Genomic DNA, 20,944 nt, shown 5'->3' with positions numbered 1-20,944 from the left:
GAGGGGGGTTCTGCGCGCCGCGGGCCGAGCGGAGTCCCCGGTACCGCTCCGTCCATCCGCATGGCGCCTGGCGGCACCGCCCCGGTCGCGCTCGTGGCACCCGGCACGAGTACTCCGGGCCCTGCCGCGGCCGGACTGCGGTACTCGATGGGAGTCCGAGTACCGCTTCGCCCGCCACCACGTCCCGAAGGAAATCCCGGCACCGTTCCCACCCCTGACGGTCACCCGAGGGGAGTGCTCGACACCGAGCCGTCCCCCTCCGGCGGCACTGGACGGCAGCCCCGGCACCGAGCCTCACGGGCACCCGGAACAGTCCGGCCCCCGCCTCCGCCCGACCACGGCGGCACCCAGCGGAAGTCCGGACACCGCCCCGCCTGCCACCAGACGCCGAACGCTCCCGGCACTGCGCCAACCCCGTCACGGTGCCGGGAGCGAATCAGACCCCCGTCTGCACCCGCTCACGACGCCCGGAGCGAACCGGCCTCCGCCTCCGCCTGACACGGCGGCACCCAGCGGAAGTCCGGACACCCTCACCCCTCACTCCACCCGAGCCCACACCCGCCCGGACGGCACTGGCACCGACCCTGCCCCCCCGGGGGGAACCCCGCCCCCTACTTCCCCTCAGGCGACCGAGGCGGACTGACCGTCGTCCGGGGCGGACGTCGCTGGGACGACGTCCGCACGATCAGTTCCGTCGGTATCACCTGCTCGATCGGCAGGTCGGATTCGACTCCCTCGATGGCGTCGATGAGGAGTTGGACCACCGCCGTACCGATCCGGCGCGGCTTCAGGGACAGCGTGGTGACGGGCGGCTCGGTGTTCGCGTACACCGTGGACTCGCTGCAGCACACGAGCAGCAGGTCCTCCGGCACGCGCATCCCGTACCGACGCGCCGCGGCCAGCAGATCCGTGCCGTTGGGGTCGAACAGGCCGTAGACCGCGTCGGGCCGGTCGGGGCGGGCGAGCAGCCGGTCGGCGGCTACGGCGCCCGCGCACGGATCGTGCGCCGGATAGGACTCGTACACCGGGTCCTGGCCCACCCGCTCGCACCAACGCAGGTATGCGGTGGTCGAGAGGTGCGTGTACGTGTCCGTACTGGTGCCCGTGAGCAGGCCGATCCGGCGGGCGCCGGCGTCGGCCAGGTGGTCCAGGATGCCCAGGACCGCGGCCTCGTGATCGTTGTCCACCCACGCGGTCACCGGGAGCGAGCCGGCCGGGCGGCCGTCGGAGACGACCGGTAAACCCTGCCGGACCAGCTCGGTGACCACCGGGTCCTGGTCGGACGGGTCGATGACGACCGTGCCGTCCAGGGCGACGTTCGACCACACGTCGTGGCGCGAGGTCGCGGGGAGGATCACGAGGGCGTAGCCGCGGGCGAGCGCGGCCGAGGTGGCGGCGCGCGCCATCTCGGCGAAGTACGCGAACTCGGTGAAGGTGAAAGGTTCATCCCCGTACGTCGTCACGGTCAGGCCGATGAGGCCCGACTTGCCGGTACGGAGTGTGCGAGCCGCCGCGGAGGGCCGATAGCCCAGCCGGTCGGCGACTTCTCGGACATGGCGTCGGGTGGCGTCCGGGAGCCGGCCCTTGCCGTTGAGGGCGTCGGAGACGGTCGTGATGGAGACTCCGGCCGCGGCGGCCACGTCTCTGATTCCCGCCCGGCCCGGCCGGCTTCCTCGACGAGAGGTTTCCGCGCGGCTCACCTGGTGCTTCCCTGCTGCTGTCATGGCGAGCCGATAGTAGGGCTCATGCGGTGGGGTAGTGCGGACGCATATGCACGCGTTGACAGGCACGTTTCTGCAAGGTCAGAAGGGGTCAACTACCTTAGAAACAAAGTCAGTTAAGCGATGCGATGGCATTACGTGACTTGTCGGCGCGCATGGGCCTGCCAAGTCCCCCATGTTTCGAAGAGGTCTCAACTCACCTGCACGAGGGACGCGCGCCACGGCGCGAGCTACCGGCGCATAGATATATGTACAGCGCGCCCCCGGTTCGTGCGCCTTCGTATGGTGTTGCCCCTGATGCGGATGTGACGCGTGGGGCGATCCCGACCGACACCCGGCGGATGCTCATGCGAACACCGGAGACTTCTCATGCGAACACCGGAGACTCAGCATGCGGACACCGGCGGCTGTTCATGCGGACACCGGAGACGGTTCACGCCGACGCCGGAAGCTGCTCGTGTGGACGCCGAGGTTGTTCTCCCGGACGCCGACGACTGCTCGCGTGGACGTTGGCGATTGCTCCCGTGGACGCCGACGACCGCTCACCCGGACCGGACCTGTACGCGCCGGCCCCGAATCCTCATAAGGTGAGCAGTATTGAAAGCCGGTGGTGGTCACAAGGAGGACTGCGGTGAGCGAGACGAGCCCGAAGCTGCGCGCCGAGCTGGAGGGTATCCCCACCTACAAGCCGGGCAGGCCCGCCGCGGCCGACGGTCCGGTGGCCTACAAGCTGTCCTCCAACGAGAACCCGTACCCCCCGCTGCCCGGCGTGATGGAGAGCGTCACCGCCGCGGTCCTGAACTTCAACCGGTACCCCGACATGGCGTGCACCGGTCTGATGAACGAGCTGGCGGAACGGTTCGGCGTCCCTGTCTCCCACCTGGCCACCGGCACCGGCTCGGTCGGCGTCGCCCAGCAGCTGATCCAGGCGACCTCCGGCCCCGGCGACGAGGTCATGTACGCCTGGCGGTCCTTCGAGGCGTACCCGATCATCACGCGGGTCAGCGGCGCCACGGCGGTGCAGGTCCCGCTGACCCCGGGTGACGTGCACGACCTGGACGCGATGGCGGACGCCATCACCGACCGCACCCGGCTGATCTTCGTCTGCAACCCCAACAACCCGACGGGCACGGTCGTCCGGCGGGCCGAGCTGGAGCGCTTCCTGGACCGGGTGCCCGGCGACGTGCTGGTCGTACTGGACGAGGCCTACCGCGAGTTCATCCGCGATATGGAGGTGCCGGACGGCGTCCAGCTCTACCGCGACCGGCCGAACGTCTGCGTCCTGCGGACCTTCTCCAAGGCGTACGGCCTCGCCGGGCTGCGGGTCGGTTTCGCGATCGCCCATGAGCCGGTCGCGGCGGCGCTGCGCAAGACGGCGGTGCCCTTCGGCGTGAGCCAGCTCGCGCAGGACGCGGCGGTCGCCTCGCTGCGCGCCGAGGACGAACTGCTCGGCCGCGTCGGCTCGTTGGTCGGCGAGCGCACCCGCGTGGTCGACATGCTGCGCGCCCAGGGCTGGACGGTCCCGGAGACCCAGGCCAACTTCGTGTGGCTACGGCTGGGGGAGCGCACGCTCGACTTCGCGGCGGCCTGCGACCAGGCGGGCGTGGTGGTGCGGCCGTTCGCGGGCGAGGGGGCGCGGATCACGATCGGGGAGACCGAGGGGAACGACATCTTCCTGAAGGTGGCGGAGGGGTTCCGCAAGGAGTTCTAGCGGTCGCCCGCGGGTCGTTCGCCACGACTGCCGATGGGTGGTTCGTCACAACCGCCGATGTGAGGGTTCGTAACGAGTGACGTCAGGGGGGTTGCCGCAGGGTGACCCCCCTTCGTAATGGGGACCCCGCTTCCTCTGTCGAAAATCGGTACGTCATAATAGCTTGTGAATGTGAACGCGTTCACAAGCGTGTCCCGGTTCGTCCCATGATGCGTGCGACAAAAGGGGCAAACTGCCGCTGTACCACGGCGACGTAAGGAGACTGACGACGTGGAATTGGCTCTGGCGCCGGAGACCCTGGCGCGATGGCAGTTCGGCATCACCACCGTCTACCACTTCCTGTTCATCCCCCTGACGATCTCGCTCGCCGCTCTCACGGCCGGGCTGCAGACCGCGTGGGTGCGTACGGAGAACGAGAAGTACCTCAGGGCCACCAAGTTCTGGGGCAAGCTCTTCCTGATCAACATCGCCATGGGCGTCGTCACGGGCATCGTGCAGGAGTTCCAGTTCGGCATGAACTGGTCCACCTACTCGCGGTTCGTCGGTGACATCTTCGGTGCCCCGCTCGCCTTCGAGGCGCTGATCGCGTTCTTCTTCGAGTCCACCTTCATCGGGCTGTGGATCTTCGGCTGGGACAAGCTGCCCAAGAGGATCCACCTGGCCTGCATCTGGATGGTCTCGATCGGCACGATCCTGTCGGCGTACTTCATCCTCGCGGCCAACTCGTGGATGCAGCACCCCGTCGGCTACAAGATCAACAAGGCCAAAGGGCGTGCCGAACTCACCGACTTCTGGCACGTGCTGACCCAGAACACCGCGCTCGCCCAGGCCTTCCACACGCTCTCCGCGTCCTTCCTGACCGGCGGCGCGTTCATGGTCGGTATCGCGGCCTTCCACCTGTTCCGCAAGAAGCACATCTCGGTGATGAAGACCTCGCTGCGACTGGGCCTGATCACCGTCACCATCGCCGGCCTGCTCACCGCCGTCAGCGGTGACACCCTCGGCAAGGTCATGTTCAAGCAGCAGCCGATGAAGATGGCCGCCGCCGAGGCGCTGTGGGACGGCCAGAACTCCGCGCCGTTCTCGATCTTCGCCTACGGCGACGTCAGCAAGGGCCACAACTCCGTCGAGCTGTCCATCCCCGGGATACTGTCGTTCCTCGCCGACGACGACTTCAGCTCGTACGTCCCCGGCATCAACGACACCAACAAGGCCGAGCAGGCCAAGTACGGTCCCGGCGACTACCGGCCCATCATCCCCGTCACCTTCTGGGCGTTCCGCTGGATGATCGGCTTCGGCATGGCGTCCTTCGCCATCGGCCTGGCCGGACTCTGGCTGACCCGCAAGAAGTTCATGCTGCCCCAGCATCTGCGGGTCGCCGAGGACGAAGTGCCGAACGTCGTCCTCTTCAAGAACAAGGCCCTCGGCCCGAAGCTCACCCGGCTCTACTGGCTCGTGTCGATCTGGACCCTCGGCTTCCCGCTGATCGCCAACTCCTGGGGCTGGATCTTCACCGAGATGGGCCGCCAGCCCTGGGTCGTCTACGGCCTCTTCCAGACCCGTGACGCGGTCTCCCCCAGCGTCTCCCAGGGCGAGGTCCTCACCTCGATGATCATCTTCACCTCGCTCTACGCCGTTCTCGCCGTCATCGAGGTCAAGCTGCTCGCGAAGTACGTCAAGGCCGGCCCGCCCGAACTCACCGAGGCCGACCTCAACCCGCCCACGAAGATCGGCGGCGACTCCCGTGACGCCGACAAGCCGATGGCCTTCTCCTACTAGGCCGAGGGAGCTGCAACAGTCATGGAACTGCACGACGTCTGGTTCGTCCTCATCGCCGTCCTGTGGACCGGCTACTTCTTCCTGGAGGGCTTCGACTTCGGGGTCGGCATCCTCACCAAGCTGCTCGCCCGTGACCGCACCGAGAAGCGGGTGCTGATCAACACGATCGGCCCTGTCTGGGACGGCAACGAGGTCTGGCTCCTCTCGGCCGGCGGCGCGACCTTCGCCGCCTTCCCCGAGTGGTACGCCACCCTCTTCTCCGGCTTCTACCTGGCCCTGCTGATCATCCTGGTCTGCCTGATCGTCCGGGGCGTCGCCTTCGAGTACCGGGCGAAGCGGCCGGAGGAGAACTGGCAGCGCAACTGGGAGACGGCGATCTTCTGGACCTCGCTGCTCCCCGCGTTCCTGTGGGGCGTGGCCTTCGGCAACATCGTCCGGGGCGTGAAGATCGACAAGAACTTCGAGTACGTGGGCACCTTCTGGGACCTCCTCAACCCGTACGCGATCCTCGGCGGCCTGGTCACGCTGACGCTCTTCACCTTCCACGGCGCAGTGTTCACAGCACTCAAGACCGTCGGGGACATCCGGATGCGGGCGCGGAAGCTGGCCCTTCAAGTCGGGCTCGTCACCGCCCTGTTGGCGCTGGCCTTCCTGATCTGGACCCAGGTCGACAGCGGTGACGGCAAGAGCCTCGTCGCGCTGATCGTGGCCGTCGTCGCACTGGTCGCGGCGCTGGGGGCGATCCAAGTCGGGCGTGAGGGCTGGTCGTTCGCGTTCTCCGGCGTCACTATCGTGGCCGCCGTCGCGATGCTCTTCCTGTCGCTCTTCCCGAACGTCATGCCGTCCTCGCTCAACCCGGACTGGAGCCTCACGGTCACCAACGCCTCGTCGAGCCCGTACACCCTGAAGATCATGACCTGGTGTGCGGGGATCGCCACGCCGATCGTCCTGCTCTACCAGAGCTGGACGTACTGGGTGTTCCGCAAGCGGATCGGCACGCAGCACATCGCCGAAGCCGCGCACTGAGCCTGAGCGTTGAGCCCGAGGGCTGAGTCTGAGGGCCGAGTCCGACTTGGGGCATGTTTCACGTGAAACATGCCCCGTTGGGACCTACTGAGAAGTCGGGACCTCCTGAGAAGAGGGTGTGTTTCACGTGAAACCGATCGATCCACGTCTGCTCCGATACGCCCGCGCCACCCGCCTCTTCCTGATGGCGGTCGTCGGCCTGGGTGCCGTCGGTGCGGTGCTGGTCATCGCTCAGGCGATGCTCATCGCCGAGGTCGTGGTCGGTGCCTTCCAGCACCGGATGTCCGTCGGTGAACTCGGCACTCCCCTGCTGCTGTTGGTGGCGGTCGCCGTCGGCCGTGCCCTGGTCTCCTGGCTCACCGAACTCGCCGCCCACCGCGCCAGCGCCGCCGTGAAGTCGGAGCTGCGGGGTCGGCTGCTGGAGCGTTCCGTGGAGCTGGGCCCCGGCTGGCTGAGTGGGCAGCGGACCGGATCGCTGGTCGCCCTCGCCACCCGGGGCGTCGACGCACTCGACGACTACTTCTCGCGCTATCTCCCGCAGTTGGGGCTCGCTGTGGTCGTCCCGGTGGCGGTGCTGGCGCGGATCGTCACCGAGGACTGGGTCTCGGCGGCGATCATCGTCGGCACGCTGCCGCTCATCCCACTCTTCATGGTGATGATCGGCTGGGCCACGCAGTCCCGGATGGACCGTCAGTGGCAGTTGCTCTCCCGGCTCTCCGGGCATTTCCTGGACGTGGTCGCCGGATTGCCGACCCTGAAGGTGTTCGGACGGGCCAAGGCGCAGGCCGACTCGATCCGGCGCATCACCGGCGAGTACCGGCAGGCGACCATGCGGACGCTGCGGATCGCCTTCGTCTCCTCCTTCGCCCTGGAGTTGCTCGCCACGCTCTCTGTGGCCCTGGTCGCCGTGACGATCGGCATGCGGCTCGTTCACGGCGACATGGACCTCTACATCGGTCTCGTCGTCCTCGTCCTGGCCCCCGAGGCGTACCTGCCGCTGCGTCAGGTGGGCGCGCAGTACCACGCGGCGGCGGAGGGCCTCGCCGCGGCCGAGGAGATCTTCTCGGTACTGGAGACACCGGTACCGTCCTCAGGCAGCACTGAAGCGCCGTCGGACGCCCTGCTCTTCGAGGGCGTGACGGTCCGCTATCCCGGGCGGTCCGCGGACGCCGCGTCGGACGTGTCCTTCACCGTGGAACCCGGAGAGACGGTCGCGCTCGTCGGTCCGAGCGGCTCGGGCAAGTCCACTGTGCTGAACGCCCTGTTGGGGTTCGTACGGCCCGCCGAGGGCCGGGTGTGTGTCGGGGGAGTCGATCTCACCGACGTCGACCTGGAGCGGTGGCGATCGAGGATCGCCTGGGTGCCGCAACGCCCGCAGCTGTACGCCGGAACGATCGCCGAGAACGTACGGCTGGCCCGGCCCGACGCCGACGACACGGCCGTACGGCGGGCGTTGGCCGATGCCGGTGCCCTGGACTTCGTGGACGCGCTGCCCGAGGGCATCGAGAGTGTGCTCGGTGAGGACGGGGCCGGGCTGTCCGCCGGGCAGCGGCAACGGCTGGCGCTGGCCCGGGCCTTCCTCGCCGACCGGCCCGTCCTGCTCCTCGACGAACCGACGGCCGCGCTGGACGGAGCGACCGAGGCCGAAGTGGTCGAGGCGGTACGGCGGTTGGCGGTCGGACGGACGGTCCTGCTCGTGGTGCACCGGCCGGCCCTGCTGGCGGTGGCCGACCGGGTGGTGCGGGTGACGGAGGGTGAGACCGCGGTTCGCGCGGAGGCCGTGCCGACGCTCGCCGATACGAGCCCGGTCTCGTCGGAGGCGCCGGTGAGTCCCGTTGCCCTCGACGAACCCGAGACGCGGCTCACGGCCCACGCGGGTGGCGTTCTCACCCGGGTCCGTGCCATGTCCGGCGCCCGGCGTGGACGTTTCGTCCTGGCGCTGCTGCTCGGAAGTCTCGCGCTCGGCAGTGCCGTTGGACTCATGGCCACCTCGGGGTGGCTGATCTCGCGGGCCTCGCAGCAGCCGCCCGTGCTGTACCTGATGGTGGCCGTGACGGCGACGCGAACCTTCGGGATCGGGCGGGCCGTGTTCCGGTACGCGGAGCGCCTCGTGTCGCACGACGCGGTGCTGCGGATGCTGGCCGACACCCGGGTCGCCGTCTACCGGCGCCTTGAACGGCTGGCACCCGCCGGGCTGCGCGACACCCGCCGCGGCGATCTGTTGTCCCGGCTCGTCGCCGACGTGGACGCGCTGCAGGACTACTGGCTGCGCTGGCTGCTGCCCGCCGGGGTCGCGGTCGCCGTCTCCGCCGCGACGGTCGGCTTCACGGCCTGGCTGCTGCCCGAGGCCGGGGCCGCCCTCGCCGTCGGCCTTCTCGCGGCCGGCGTCGGCGTCCCCCTCGTGACCGGCGCCGTGGCCCGCCGTGCCGAACGGCGGCTGGCCCCCGCCCGCGGTGCACTCGCCACCCGCGTGACCGAACTGCTCACCGGCACCGCGGAGTTGACGGTCGCCGGCGCGCTGCCCGCCCGTACGGCGGAGGCCAAACGGGCCGACGGCACACTCACCCGGATCGCCTCCCGCGCCGCCACCGCCACCGCCCTCGGCGACGGCCTCACCGCGCTGATCTCCGGCCTGACCGTCGCCGCCACCGCGCTCGTGGCCGCCCAGGCCGTCGCCGCGGGACGGCTCAGCGGTGTCCTGACGGCCGTCGTCGTCACCCCGCTCGCCGCCTTCGAGGCCGTCCTAGGGCTGCCGCTCGCTGTGCAGTACCGGCAGCGGGTCCGCAAGAGCGCCGAGCGCGTGTACGAGGTCCTGGACGCCCCCGAGCCCGTACGGGAACCGGAGAGGCCCCGCCAGGCGCCCGCGACACCCTTCCCACTCGTCGTACAGGGACTGGCCGCCCGGCACACCGGGCAGGAACGGGACGCGCTGGCCGGGCTCGACCTGACGTTGGAGAAGGGCCGCCGGGTCGCCGTCGTCGGGTCCTCCGGGTCCGGCAAGACGACGCTGGCGCAGGTGCTGCTGCGCTTCCTCGACGCGGACGCGGGTTCGTACACGCTGGCCGGCGTGGACGCGTACGCCCTGGACGGCGACGACGTACGACGGCTCGTCGGGCTGTGTGCCCAGGACGCGCACCTCTTCGACAGCTCGGTGCGCGAGAACCTGCTCCTCGCGAAGAAGGACGCGACCGAGGACGAACTGCGGGCCGCGCTGGCGCGTGCCCGGCTGCTCGACTGGGCCGACGGGCTGCCCGACGGCCTGGACACGCTGGTCGGTGAGCATGGAGCGCGGCTGTCCGGCGGGCAGCGGCAGCGGCTGGCGCTCGCCCGCGCGCTGCTCGCCGACTTCCCGGTCCTCGTGCTCGACGAGCCCGCCGAACACCTGGACCTGGCGACCGCCGACGCGCTCACCGCCGATCTGCTGGCCGCCACGGAAGGCCGTACGACACTGCTCATCACGCACCGGCTCGCGGGTCTGGAGGACGTGGACGAGGTGATCGTGCTGGACGAGGGACGTGTGGTGCAGCGGGGGCCGTACGCCGGACTGGCCTCGGTGGAGGGGCCGTTGCGGGGGATGGCGGAGCGGGAGGCGGAGTCGGAGCTGCTGGTGGCGGCGGGTTAGGGGCCTTGCTGCCGAGCCGCTCGACTTTCCGGAACAAATAGGGCTAATTAGGCTCGGGGTATGCCAGCCACCCCGCGCCCCGGTCCCCCGCCACCGCCCTCCCCGGGACTGTCGGCCGGACTGGCCGTGCGGGTACCGCAGTTGCTGGAGGCTATGCGGTCCGTGGGGAGTGGGCTCGAACTGCACTCCACGCTGGAGCGGATCTGCGGGGCGGCGGCCACGCTGACGGACGCCTGGTACGCGGGGATCGGTGTCATCGACGAGGACGGCGACGCGCTCGCCGACTTCGTCTTCCACGGGGTCGACGCGGGGACCGCGCGGCGCATCGGGCGGTTTCCCGACGGGCACAAGGGGCTGCTCGGCGCGCTCATCCGGGAGTCGGAGCCGGTGCGGCTGGTGGATGTGATCGAGGATCCGCGGTCCTGGGGTTTCCCCGAGCACCATCCGCGGATGCGCGGCTTCCTCGGCGTTCCCATCCGCGTCCAGGGGGAGGTCTTCGGGAACCTCTATCTGGGCGAGAAGCGCGGCGGGGATCCCTTCAACGACTACGACGTCAACATGGTCCGGGTGCTGGCGACCGAGGCCGGTATCGCCATCGGCAACGCCCGGCTGTACGAGGCCGCCAAGCAGCGCGAGCGGTGGATCGACGGGTCGGTGGCCGTCACGACCGCCCTGTTGTCCGGCGGCGATGCCGAGGACGCGCTGCAGGTCGTCGCGGAACGGGCCCGCCGGCTGTCCGGTTCGGCGGCCGGGATCGTGCTGCTGCCCGCCGACGAGGGCGGCATGGAGATCGTCGCCGTGGCCTCGGAACAGCCGTCGAACCAGCTCGGCAGGGTCGTCCCGCCGGAGAGCGAGATCGTCGCGCGACTCCTCGACGGACAGCCGGTGTTCGTGGCGGACGCGGCCACCGATCCCCGTATGCTCAGCGCCCTCGCGCGCGCGTACGGGCCGATCATGGCGCTGCCCCTGCAGAGCGGAGGACGCGTCCTGGGCGCCCTGGTCACGCCCCGCGCGCAGGGCGAGCGGCCGTTCACGGAGGCCGAGCGCACCCTCGCGACCCAGTTCGCCTCGCAGGCGGCACTCGCGCTGATGATGGCCGAGGCACAGCGCGACCGGGAGCGGCTCGCGGTGTACGAGGACCGCGACCGGATCGCCCGCGACCTGCACGACCTGGTCATCCAACGGCTGTTCGCCACCGGGATGATGCTGGAGAGCGCCCAGCGCGGGTCGCTCGTCCCCGAGGTGCGGCACGGCGTGGGCAACGCCGTCGACGAACTCGACGTCACCATCCAGGAGATCCGCACCGCGATCTTCGCGCTCCAGCAGGGCCCCGCCGAGGCGCCCTCCGGGTTGCGCACGCGGGTGCTGCGGGAGATCAACATGGCCGCCGTGCCGCTCGGTTTCAAGCCCGCGCACCGTTTCGTCGGCGCGGTCGACACGACGGTCGGCGACCTCACCGGCAAGAACCTCATCGCGGCCCTGCGCGAGGCCCTCTCCAACGCGTTCCGGCACGCGGAGGCGGCTCGCATCGAGGTCGTCGTCGACGCGACCGCGACCCTGCCGGACGGCCGGCCCGGCGTACGGCTCACCGTGGCGGACGACGGGGTCGGCATCCCCGCGGGCGGCCGGCGCAGCGGCCTGAAGAACCTCAAGCGGCGGGCCGAATCCCTGGGCGGCGACAGCTGGTACGGGCCGGGCACCGGCGAGGACGGCGGCGGTACGACGGTGGTGTGGCAGGCGCCCCACTGAGCCCCGGCGGGACCCTGTCCGGTGCGGCTTCCGCTGAGCCCTGCCGGGACCCTGTCCGCCGTGACTCCCGCCGAGCCCTGTCAGACACCCGTCCGGTGCGGCTTCCGCCGAGCCCTGTCAGGCACCTGCCCGCCGTGGCTCCCGCTGAGCCGTTCGCAGCAACGCGTCCCCCATGCGTACGACTTGAACAGGGCCTTCGTCCGCCGCGCGGGTCACGATCGCTGACATGCGCTCATCTCGCCGTCATCCGCTGCTCGTTCCGGTGCTGCTGTGCGCGCTCGCCGTCCTGGCGGCCCGTCCCGGCGACGGTGACGACGACACCCACGCCGCCGCCGGTGCCAGTGCGCAGGTGGCGCGGCTGTACCAGGACGCGGCCGTCGCGACGCAGCGATACGAGGTGGGACGGCAGGCGGCCGACGCGCAACGGGCCCGCGCCCAGCAGGTCGAGGGGCAACTGGACAGCGAACGACGGGAGATCGCACGGCTGCACGCGGACCTGGGCCGGATCGCCCGCGCCCAGTACCGCAGCGGCGGCGGTATCCCGATGGCGGCCCGGATCATCCTCGCGGACAGCCCCGAGGATCTGATGCGCGATCAGCATGTCTTCTCCCAGGTGGATCTCGCCGTCGGCAACGCGATCGGCAGGAGCCACCGGGCCGAGGTACGGCTCACCGCCGACGAGGCGAAGGCCGCGTCGGCGTGGCGGACGCTGGAGAAGCGGAACGCCGAACTCGCCGACCTGAAGCAGGGCATCCAGCGCAAACTCGAAGAGGCGCGCGGCCAGTTGCAGGGCCAGGCGGACGCCTCGGTCGCGGCGGGCAGTTGTCGGGGCGCCGTCCGCCTCGACCAGCCGCCGACCCACGTCACCGGCCCGTGGGTCGCGCCGGTGGAGACCGTCGAACTCTCCGCCGGCTTCGGCAGCGGCGGCTCCCGCTGGGCGAACCGGCACACCGGCCAGGACTTCGCGGTGCCCATCGGTACGCCGGTGCGCGCGGCCGGAGCGGGCCGGGTGGTGCGGGTGTCGTGCGGAGGTGCCTTCGGCATCGAGATCGTCATCGAGCACCCGGGCGGCTACTACACGCAGTACGCCCACCTCGCCGCCGTCACCGTCGACCAGGGGGACCGCGTCACCACCGGCCAGTGGATCGCCCAGTCCGGCACGACCGGCAACTCCACCGGCCCCCACCTGCACTTCGAGGTGCGGGTCACCCCGGACATGGGATCCGCGGTCGACCCACTGCCCTGGCTGACACAGCGGGGCGTGCCGATCGGCTGAACGTCCGGGTAAGGGGTGCGCTCCAGGACTGCGCCTGTTACGCCCGTGACCGCCGCTCCGCCAGCATCCGCTCGATCACGACCGCCACACCGTCCTCGTTGTTGTCGACGGTCCGCCCGGAGGCCGCGGCGAGCACGTCGGGGTGCGCGTTTCCCATCGCGTACGACTGTCCCGCCCAGGTGAGCATCTCGACGTCGTTCGGCATGTCCCCGAAGGCGACGACCTCCGCGGGCGCGATACCGCGCTCCGCACAGCACAGGGCGAGGGTGCTCGCCTTGGAGACGCCGGGGCCGCTGATCTCCAGCAGGGCGCTGGGGCTGGAGCGGGTGACGTTCGCGCGGTCGCCGAGGGCGAGGCGGGCTACGTTCAGGAAGACGTCCGGGTCCAGCTCGGCGTGGAACGCGAGGATCTTCAGCACCGGCTCGTCGGCGCCCAGGGCGTCCGGTGCCAGGAGTTTCTCGGCGGGGGCGAGGGTGTCCGGTATCTCCAGGTGCAGCTTCGGATACGCCGGCTCCTGATAGAAGCCGTACGTCTGCTCGATCGCGTACACGGTCCCGGGCGCAGCCTCGCGCACCAGGCGTACGGCGTCGAGGGCGTTCTCCCGGGCCAGTTCGCGGACCTTCACGAAACGGTGGGCGCCGGGGCCGCCGTGCAGGTCGACCACGGCGGCGCCGTTGCCGCAGATCGCCAGGCCGTGGCCGTGGACGTGGTCGCTGACGACATCCATCCAGCGGGCCGGGCGGCCGGTGACGAAGAAGACCTCGATACCCGCCTCCTCGGCCGCCGCCAGGGCCGCCACCGTGCGGGGGGACACCGACTTGTCGTCGCGCAGCAGAGTGCCGTCCAGGTCGGTGGCGATCAGCCGTGGCGGGACGGCGGAGGCCGGGGTCTCGGGCTGTCGAGTCGCTGAGGTCACCGGGCCATTCTCCCGCACTGTGCCCGCACGTCCGTGCGGGAGTGCGCACAGGTGAGTAGATACCGCCCCTACCAGGGCCGTTGCGCTCCGCGGTGCCTGCGGAGCCGCGGTGCCGACTCAGCGGAGCTGCGTCGGAGCCTCCATGGCGATCTGCTCGAAGATCTTCTCGTCGGCGGCGAAGTCGGAGTCCGGGATGGGCCAGTGGATCACGATGTCGGTGAAGCCCAGTTCCTGGTGCCGGCCCGCGAAATCGACGAACGCGCCGAGGGACTCCAGCGGACGGCCGCGGTCCGGGGTGAAACCGGTGAGCAGGATCTTGTCGATTCCGGCCGCGTCCCGGCCGATCGCCGCGCAGGCGTCGGCCAGCTTCTCGACCTGCCCGCGAATGGCGTGAACCGACTGCTCAGGAGTGCCGTTCTCGAACAGCTTGGGGTCGCCGGTGGTCACCCACGCCTGTCCGTACCGGGCGGCGAGCTTCAGCCCACGAGGACCGGTGGCCGCCACCGCGAAGGGCAGCCGGGGCCGCTGCACGCAGCCCGGGATGTTGCGCGCCTCGTGCGCCGAATAGAAGTCGCCCTTGTACGACACGGAGTCCTCGGTGAGCAGCCGGTCCAGCAGCGGAACGAACTCCCCGAACCGCTCGGCACGCTCACGCGGGGTCCACGGTTCCTGCCCGAGCGCGGTGGCGTCGAAGCCGGTCCCGCCCGCGCCGATGCCGAGGGTGACGCGCCCGTCGGAGACGTCGTCGAGAGAGATGAGGTCCTTGGCGAGGGTTACCGGGTGCCGGAAATTCGGCGACGTGACGAGGGTGCCCAGGCGCATCCGCTCGGTGACGGCAGCGGCGGCGGTCAGCGTCGGTACGGCACCGAACCACGGGCCGTCCCGGAAGGTGCGCCAGGACAGATGGTCGTAGGTGAAACCGGTGTGGAAGCCGAGTTGCTCCGCGCGCTGCCATGCCTCGCGGCTCCCCTCGTTCCAGCGGCGGTACGGGAGGATCACGGTGCTCAGGCGCAGGCTCATGATTCCTAGGCTATGCGTCTGTCCGTGTTTCACGTGAAACCGTCACTGTATGCGGCTGTTGAGCCACGGCGTGAGGGTGATCATCGAGATCCACTCCTTGTGCGTCCGGTCGCCGGGCAGAGGTACCACCAGGCGGCAACTGGGCGGGAAGCTGCGGGTCTTGACGTAGGCGTGGCCGTCGAAGACGGAGCGGAGGAAGGCGGGGACGTCGTCGCGGGCGATGTCGGGGCAGTCGATGCCCTCGACCGTGATCAGGGCGTCGTCCTCGGGATAGAGCCGCACGCTCACGCGCGGCAGTCCGCCGAACTCGATGTAGGCCTCGTGCGGGAGCGAACCGTCCGGGTCGGTGGTGACGCCGAAGCCCGCGGAGGTGCGGCGTGAGGTCTGGTCGGCGCCGATGTCATGGGTGACCTCGATCTCACGCGCGTACTCGGACGCGATGGCGCGGAGGGCGGTGACGGCGGCCTCGGTGGTCGGGAAATGGTCCATACCACTGATCATGCCGGGGGCGGTGCCGCTGAGGCCATACCGGGGAGGCACTCCTCAGGCCGCACGGAGTCAGTGGGATTCGGGAAACCGCAAGTACCGCACGGGTACCGACTCCGTGAGCCACACGCCGTTCTCGCTGACCCGGAACACCTGGCCGTGCTTGTGCATCGTGCCCGCGTCCACGGAGAGCACGACGGGGCGGCCGCGGCGGGCGCCGACGCGGGTCGCCGTCTCCCGGTCGGCGGAGAGGTGTACGGCGTGACGGTTCATGGGCCGGAGCCCCTCGGCCCGGATCGCGTCCAGGTTGCGTGCGACCGTGCCGTGGAAGAGGTACGGCGGTGGGATGGCCGGGGGCAGTCCGAGGTCGACCTCGATGCTGTGGCCCTGGCTGGCGCGGATACGGGTGCCCTCGATCGCGAAGCGGCGCTTGTCGTTCGTGACCACCACGTGGTCGAGTTCTTCGCGGTTGAACCGGAACCCGTGTGCGGTACAGGCGGCGATCAGCGTGTCGATCTCGACCCAGCCGGCCTCGTCGAGGGTGAGCCCGATCCGCTCGGGTTGGTGGCGCAGATGCTTGGAGAGGTACTTCGACACCTTCACGGTGCGTCTTTCATCCATCCGCTCAGCATGACGGGAGAGACGTGGATCACGCACTTTCTTTTGTGGCCGATGTTTGATCCACAACCAACTGTAGTTATCCACAAGGGAATTGGCGTTTCTGTGGATAACTCCCTGTCATGTCACCCCAGTTCGTCAAGATCGGCTGGGGACACCGCCTTTGGCATGAGCGCATCCAACGCCCTTGCCCGCAGCTCCCGTTCGGCAGCCAGCGCGACGAACTCTGCCGCCTTCGCAGGGCCAACCAACGCCTCCACGGCCCGCATTGTCGTTTCGGGAACGGCCACGGAACGTGACGAGGACACGGATCGCGAAGGCTCCGCCGCCCCGAGGTGCCGGCGCAGGGGCCGGTTCGCGAACAGGCGCATCGCGCGGGCGAGTTCGGCGTCCACGGTCTGCCGCGCGAGCGGCCGCAGTCGTCGTACGAGTGAGGCCGCCTCGGTGGCGTCCGCGTCGGTCGGACGGTGCGAGCCGTCGAGGTAGCGGGCGAAGACGTGCTCGGTGGTGAACTCCAGGAAACGGGAGGCGATGTGCTCGACCTGGACCCTCAACTCCCGTAGGTGGGACGAGATCGCGGGCAGGGGGACCCCGGAGGCGTACAACTCGACGGCCACCGCCAGCTCTTGGGGGCTCGGTACGAGGAAGGAGTCGGTGTCTCCGGGGACCGGCTCCAGTACGCCGAGTTCGATGGCTTCGGCGACGGCCGCGTCGTCCGGGCTGTCGCCGAAGCGCTGCTCCAGCTCGGCGCGCGAGATCCGGACCGCCTCCTCGTCGGTCCACGGCCCGTCGACCTCGGCGGCCAGCCCGAGCACCCCGCCCAGTCCCCGGCCCGCGTCCCAGGCGTCCAGCAACTCCTTGATGGAGGCCAGGCCGTAGCCGCGGTCGAGAAGGTCCGCGATCTGCCGGAGCCGGGCGAGATGGACGTCGGCGTACACATTGGCCCGGCCCCGCCGCTCGGGGCGGGGGAGCAGGCCGCGGTCCTGGTAGGCACGGATCGTCCGGACGGTGGCCCCGCTGAGATGCGCGAGGTCCTCGATCCGGTAGGAGACCTCTCTGGGGCTGGGGCTAGGACTGGAGCCGGTGCCTGGGCCGGAGTTGGAGTCAGCGCCGGGGCGAGAGGGGCGGGAGCCCGAATCGGGGCCGCTCTCTGCGCGTTGCCCGGAGCCGGACCTGGAGCCCGAAGCCGAACCTGAGCCGGAGCCGGGCGCGGAGCAGGAACCCGGATTGGACCCGGTCCCCGACCCGGCCACCGCACCTGGCCGCGCCCCGGACCCGACCGTTGCCCGTGGCCCGCCCTCGCCCCCAGCTGCTCCCCTGACCCCATCCTCGTTGCCGCCCGCGGCCGCCCCGGACCTCACGCAGCCCCCGCCCGTGCCGCCGGTGACCTTCTCAGGTACTCCACCGCCCGGTTCAACGACCCCTCCCGCGACGGATGGTAGGAGCGCCGCAGATAGCGGGGGACGGCCGCGCCGAGTGAGCGCCAGGTGGGCAACAGGCCTTTTCGTACGGCCTTGTTGTGCGCGGCGAGCGAGTAGCGGACGCGGCCCGCGAGTTGGGGGTCGTGGCGTATCAAGTAGGCCGTGCCCCAGGTCCACATGGCGAGCATCACGGGCGCCGTCACCGCCATGCCGGCGACACGGCGGGCGTAGCGGGGGAGGCCGTGGCCTCCGCAGTGCTGGAACATGTCGTAGGCGACCGCGCGGTGTTCGACCTCCTCGGCGCCGTGCCAGCGCAGCAGGTCGAGCATGATCTCGTCGGCGCCGCCCCGGTCGAGGGCCTCGGCGGCCAGTATCCAGTCGCCGAGCACCGCCGTGAACTGCTCGATCGCCGCGACGACCGACAGCCGGAAGCGCAGCCACTCCCGCTCCGGCACCGGCGCGCCGAGCGGTGGGCGTTCGCCGAGCAGCCGTTCGAAGAGGAAGTCGACGTACCGGGTGAAGTCCGCGGTGTCGAGCCGCTGGGCCGCGAGATGGTCCAGCACGTGCGCGTGCTGGACGCTGTGCGTGGCCTCCTGGCCCATGAACCCCTTGACGTCCGCGAGGAGTTCGGGGTCCCTGACCAGCGGCAGGCCCTCCTTGAAGACCTTCACGAACCACCGCTCCCCCGCCGGCAGCAGCAGATGCAGCACGTTGACGACATGGGTGGCGGTCGGCTCGTCCGGTATCCAGTGCAGGGGCGTGCGCGACCAGTCGAAGCAGACCCTGCGCGGGACGATCGCGTGCTGCTCGCTCTCGGAGGTCACAGCGGCGGTTCCAGGCGGGCCATCGCCCGCAACGCGCGCGGGGCGAACCGGGACATCAGATGGGCGCCGCGCGCCTCCGGGGTGACGGGCACGACGGCCTCGTTGCGTACGACCGCCCGCAGGATCGCGTCGGCGACCTTCTCCGGCGGGTAGTTCCGCAGCCCGTACAGCCGCGCCGACTTCTTCTGGCGCCGTTTCTCCTCGTCGGCGTCGACCCCGGCGAAGTGCGCGGTCGAGGTGATGTTGGTGTTGACGAGGCCCGGGCATATCGCCGAGACGCCGATCCCCTGCCCAGACAGCTCCGCGCGCAGGCACTCGCTCAGCATGAGCACGGCCGCCTTGGAGGTGCTGTAGGCGGGCAGTGCCTTGGAGGGCTGGAACGCCGCCGCCGACGCGGTGTTGACGATGTGGCCGCCCTGGCCGCGCTCGGCCATCTGTTTCCCGAAGAGCCGGCACCCGTGGATGACGCCCCACAGGTTGACGTCCAGGACCTTCTTCCAGTCCTCCGGGGTGGTGTCGAAGAAGGAGCCGGAGAGTCCGATTCCGGCGTTGTTCACCAGGACGTCCACCACGCCGTACTCGGTGGCGACCTTCTCGGCGAGCTTCTCCATGGCCTGCTCGTCGGAGACGTCGACCGTCTCCGCCCAGGCCTCGGGGGCGCCGATCAGCCGGGCCAGCTCGGCGGTGCGGGCCGCGCTCTCCGTGTCCCGGTCGACGGCCACCACGCGCGCGCCGGACTCGGCGAAGGCGAACGCCGTGGCCCGCCCGATGCCGCTGCCCGCGCCCGTGACCAGCACGAGCTGCCCGCCGAACCGCTCGACGTACTTGCCGGTCGCCGGTGTCGACCTGGGGCGATCGCCCTCGTTGGCGGTCACGAACTCCGTGATCCAGGACGCCAGTTGATCGGGGCGCGTACGCGGGATCCAGTGCTTGGCCGGGAGCGTGTGGCGCACCAACCCCGGTGCCCACAGCTCCAGTTCGTCGTAGAGCCGCTCCGAGAGGAACGCGTCCCCCAGGGGCGTGACGAGCTGCACGGGCGCGTGCGCGTACGCGTCGGGGCGTGGCCTGCGCAGCCTCGCCCGGACGTTGTCCCGGTACAGCCAGGCGCCGTGGGCCGCGTCCGTGGGAAGCGACGACGTCGGGTAGTCGCCGCGGGGGATCTTCTCGACGCGCTCCAGGATCTTCGGCCAGCGTTTGCCCAGGGGGCCGCGCCAGGCGAGTTCGGGCAGCACGGGCGTGTGCAGCAGGTACACGTACCAGGACTTGGCGCCCTGGCCGAGGAGTTGGCCGACGCGGCGCGGGGTGGGCCGGGTCAGGCGCTTGTTGATCCAGTGGCCGAAGTGGTCGAGGGAGGGCCCGGACATCGACGTGAAGGAGGCGATCCGGCCCACCGTGCGCTCGACGGTGACGAACTCCCAGGACTGCACCGAGCCCCAGTCGTGTCCCACCAGGTGCACCGGCCGGTCCGGGCTGACCGCGTCCGCGACCGCCAGGAAGTCGTCCGTGAGCTTCTCCAGGGTGAACCCGCCCCGCAGCGGCTCCGGGGCCGTCGACCGGCCGTGGCCCCGGACGTCGTAGAGCACGACGTGGAAGCGGTCCGCGAGCCGGGACGCGACCTCGGACCACACCTCCTTGCTGTCGGGGTAGCCGTGCACCAGGACGACCGTGGGGCGCGAGGGGTCCCCCAACTCGGCCACGCACAGCTCGACTCCGCCGGTCCGCACCCAGCGCTCGCGCGCACCCTCAAGCGTCACTTGTCCTCCGCCCAGCGCCGCACGTGAGGCAGATCGTCGTCGAGCCAGAAGGCGCTCTGTTCGGGGTCCTTGGAGTCGGTGACGACCAGGATCTCCTCGAACTTGGCGCCCGTGCCCCGGAATCCGAGATGCGGTTCGACCGCCCACAGGCCCGGGTGCGGGGGATGATCGGAGAAGCGGTACGGCGACCAGAGCGGGGACCAGCCGTCGCGGTGGCCGTGCAGCGCGTCGCTCGCGAGGCCCTTCAGGGACTGGGTGCCGAACCCGAACAGCCTGGGGGACCAAGGGCGTTCGGCGACCCGGTCGACCTTGTGCGCGATCACGCCGAAGGGGTACGCGCGGTGCCGGTTGGCGTAGCCCTGGCGGACCATGAGGCGGTCCACGTCCTCGTAGATCTCGCGCAGCGGTCGCCGCTCGCGCACCTCGCGCAGGAGCAGCGCGCGATGCGCCTCCAGGTCGGCCATCAGCCTGTCCTGCACCGGGTTGGCGCCCAGGGAGCCCGAATAGCCGATGTCGGCCGTGAAGCCCTTGTACACCGGGGCCATGTCCAGGATGAACGGCATCCCGGGCTCCAGCCGGCGGCCCGTGGGGAAGAACTGCAGCGGCACCCGGAAGTTCGTGAACGCCGTGCGGTCGCCGAACCAGGCGAAGGGCAGATGGAACCAGTCCCGCACGCCCCGCGCGCGCAGCCACGACCGCTGCATCCGCGCCGCGTCGCGCTCGCTCACCCCGGGCTCCAGCCGGGCCGCGACGGCTTCGGCGCATTCGTACGCCAGCCGCTGGACCTCCCTGAACCCCCGCAGTTCCGCGGAGAGTTCGCGTGTCACCGCCGTAGTCATGCCACCGCCCCACCTGTCCACACCGACTGCGGTACGTGCTCGTAACTTGACACTCGTGAATGTGACAGTTGTTAGAGGCTGCGTCAATAGGCGTGATCTCTACCTGTGGACAACCGCGAGGGTGACGCTGGGTAGCCCTCAAGCAGGGGATCCCCTACGGACCCGTACGCCTGGAGTCTGAC

General features: G+C 70.4%; 15 protein-coding genes. 6 read left to right on the top strand and 9 right to left on the bottom strand.

The genetic code is table 11. The features are described 5' to 3' along the window. Window positions 1–611 precede the first annotated feature (611 nt). On the bottom strand, window positions 612–1,724 hold the full coding sequence (locus ACFWP5_RS10755; RefSeq protein WP_384153503.1) for a LacI family DNA-binding transcriptional regulator: 1,113 nt from the start codon (window positions 1,722–1,724) through the stop codon (window positions 612–614). Window positions 1,725–2,352: 628 nt separating this feature from the next. On the opposite strand from ACFWP5_RS10755, the gene hisC reads away from it, so the two are divergent. From hisC to ACFWP5_RS10725, 6 genes are all read left to right on the top strand, one after another. Next, window positions 2,353–3,432 (top strand): histidinol-phosphate transaminase, encoded by a 1,080-nt coding sequence (gene hisC, locus ACFWP5_RS10750; RefSeq protein WP_384153499.1) that lies wholly within the window; start codon window positions 2,353–2,355, stop codon window positions 3,430–3,432. Window positions 3,433–3,702: 270 nt separating this feature from the next. Further along, window positions 3,703–5,211: a cytochrome ubiquinol oxidase subunit I gene (locus ACFWP5_RS10745; RefSeq protein WP_384153497.1), complete on the top strand. Its 1,509-nt coding sequence runs from the start codon at window positions 3,703–3,705 to the stop codon at window positions 5,209–5,211. 21 nt (window positions 5,212–5,232) lie between these two features. Further along, complete coding sequence (gene cydB, locus ACFWP5_RS10740; protein WP_384153495.1) at window positions 5,233–6,237, top strand: cytochrome d ubiquinol oxidase subunit II; 1,005 nt, start codon at window positions 5,233–5,235, stop codon at window positions 6,235–6,237. Between the two features lie 127 nt (window positions 6,238–6,364). Continuing rightward, window positions 6,365–9,859 (top strand): thiol reductant ABC exporter subunit CydD, encoded by a 3,495-nt coding sequence (gene cydD, locus ACFWP5_RS10735; RefSeq protein WP_384153492.1) that lies wholly within the window; start codon window positions 6,365–6,367, stop codon window positions 9,857–9,859. Window positions 9,860–9,919: 60 nt separating this feature from the next. Then, complete coding sequence (locus ACFWP5_RS10730) at window positions 9,920–11,608, top strand: GAF domain-containing protein (protein ID WP_384153489.1); 1,689 nt, start codon at window positions 9,920–9,922, stop codon at window positions 11,606–11,608. Between the two features lie 226 nt (window positions 11,609–11,834). Further along, window positions 11,835–12,884 carry a M23 family metallopeptidase gene (locus ACFWP5_RS10725; protein ID WP_384153486.1) on the top strand — a complete coding sequence of 350 codons (1,050 nt, stop codon included), beginning with the start codon at window positions 11,835–11,837 and terminating at the stop codon, window positions 12,882–12,884. Window positions 12,885–12,921: 37 nt separating this feature from the next. On the opposite strand, the gene ACFWP5_RS10720 is transcribed toward ACFWP5_RS10725, so the two are convergent. From ACFWP5_RS10720 to ACFWP5_RS10685, 8 genes are all read right to left on the bottom strand, one after another. Further along, on the bottom strand, window positions 12,922–13,800 hold the full coding sequence (locus tag ACFWP5_RS10720) for a Cof-type HAD-IIB family hydrolase (protein WP_384153483.1): 879 nt from the start codon (window positions 13,798–13,800) through the stop codon (window positions 12,922–12,924). A gap of 117 nt (window positions 13,801–13,917) precedes the next feature. Beyond that, window positions 13,918–14,820: an LLM class flavin-dependent oxidoreductase gene (locus tag ACFWP5_RS10715; protein WP_384153480.1), complete on the bottom strand. Its 903-nt coding sequence runs from the start codon at window positions 14,818–14,820 to the stop codon at window positions 13,918–13,920. A 42-nt stretch (window positions 14,821–14,862) separates the two neighbouring features. Further along, entirely contained in the window at window positions 14,863–15,309 is a 447-nt protein-coding gene (locus ACFWP5_RS10710; protein WP_384153477.1) for a hypothetical protein, read from the bottom strand. Window positions 15,310–15,378: 69 nt separating this feature from the next. Further along, entirely contained in the window at window positions 15,379–15,927 is a 549-nt protein-coding gene (locus ACFWP5_RS10705) for an RNA 2'-phosphotransferase (RefSeq protein ID WP_384153474.1), read from the bottom strand. A gap of 122 nt (window positions 15,928–16,049) precedes the next feature. Further along, window positions 16,050–16,964: a MerR family transcriptional regulator gene (locus ACFWP5_RS10700; protein ID WP_384153598.1), complete on the bottom strand. Its 915-nt coding sequence runs from the start codon at window positions 16,962–16,964 to the stop codon at window positions 16,050–16,052. A 317-nt stretch (window positions 16,965–17,281) separates the two neighbouring features. Further along, complete coding sequence (locus ACFWP5_RS10695; protein WP_384153471.1) at window positions 17,282–18,169, bottom strand: metal-dependent hydrolase; 888 nt, start codon at window positions 18,167–18,169, stop codon at window positions 17,282–17,284. Then, complete coding sequence (locus tag ACFWP5_RS10690; protein ID WP_384153468.1) at window positions 18,166–19,923, bottom strand: SDR family oxidoreductase; 1,758 nt, start codon at window positions 19,921–19,923, stop codon at window positions 18,166–18,168. Before ACFWP5_RS10690 ends, ACFWP5_RS10695 begins: the two co-directional genes overlap by 4 nt. Continuing rightward, complete coding sequence (locus ACFWP5_RS10685) at window positions 19,920–20,762, bottom strand: M24 family metallopeptidase (protein ID WP_384153465.1); 843 nt, start codon at window positions 20,760–20,762, stop codon at window positions 19,920–19,922. Before ACFWP5_RS10685 ends, ACFWP5_RS10690 begins: the two co-directional genes overlap by 4 nt. Window positions 20,763–20,944 lie beyond the last annotated feature (182 nt).

Origin of the sequence: Streptomyces sp. NPDC058469 (genome assembly GCF_042721125.1) — a bacterium.
Lineage (GTDB): Bacteria > Actinomycetota > Actinomycetes > Streptomycetales > Streptomycetaceae > Streptomyces.
Note: the sequence above shows the minus strand (reverse complement) of the source record. Positions and strands in the feature narration are given on the sequence as shown.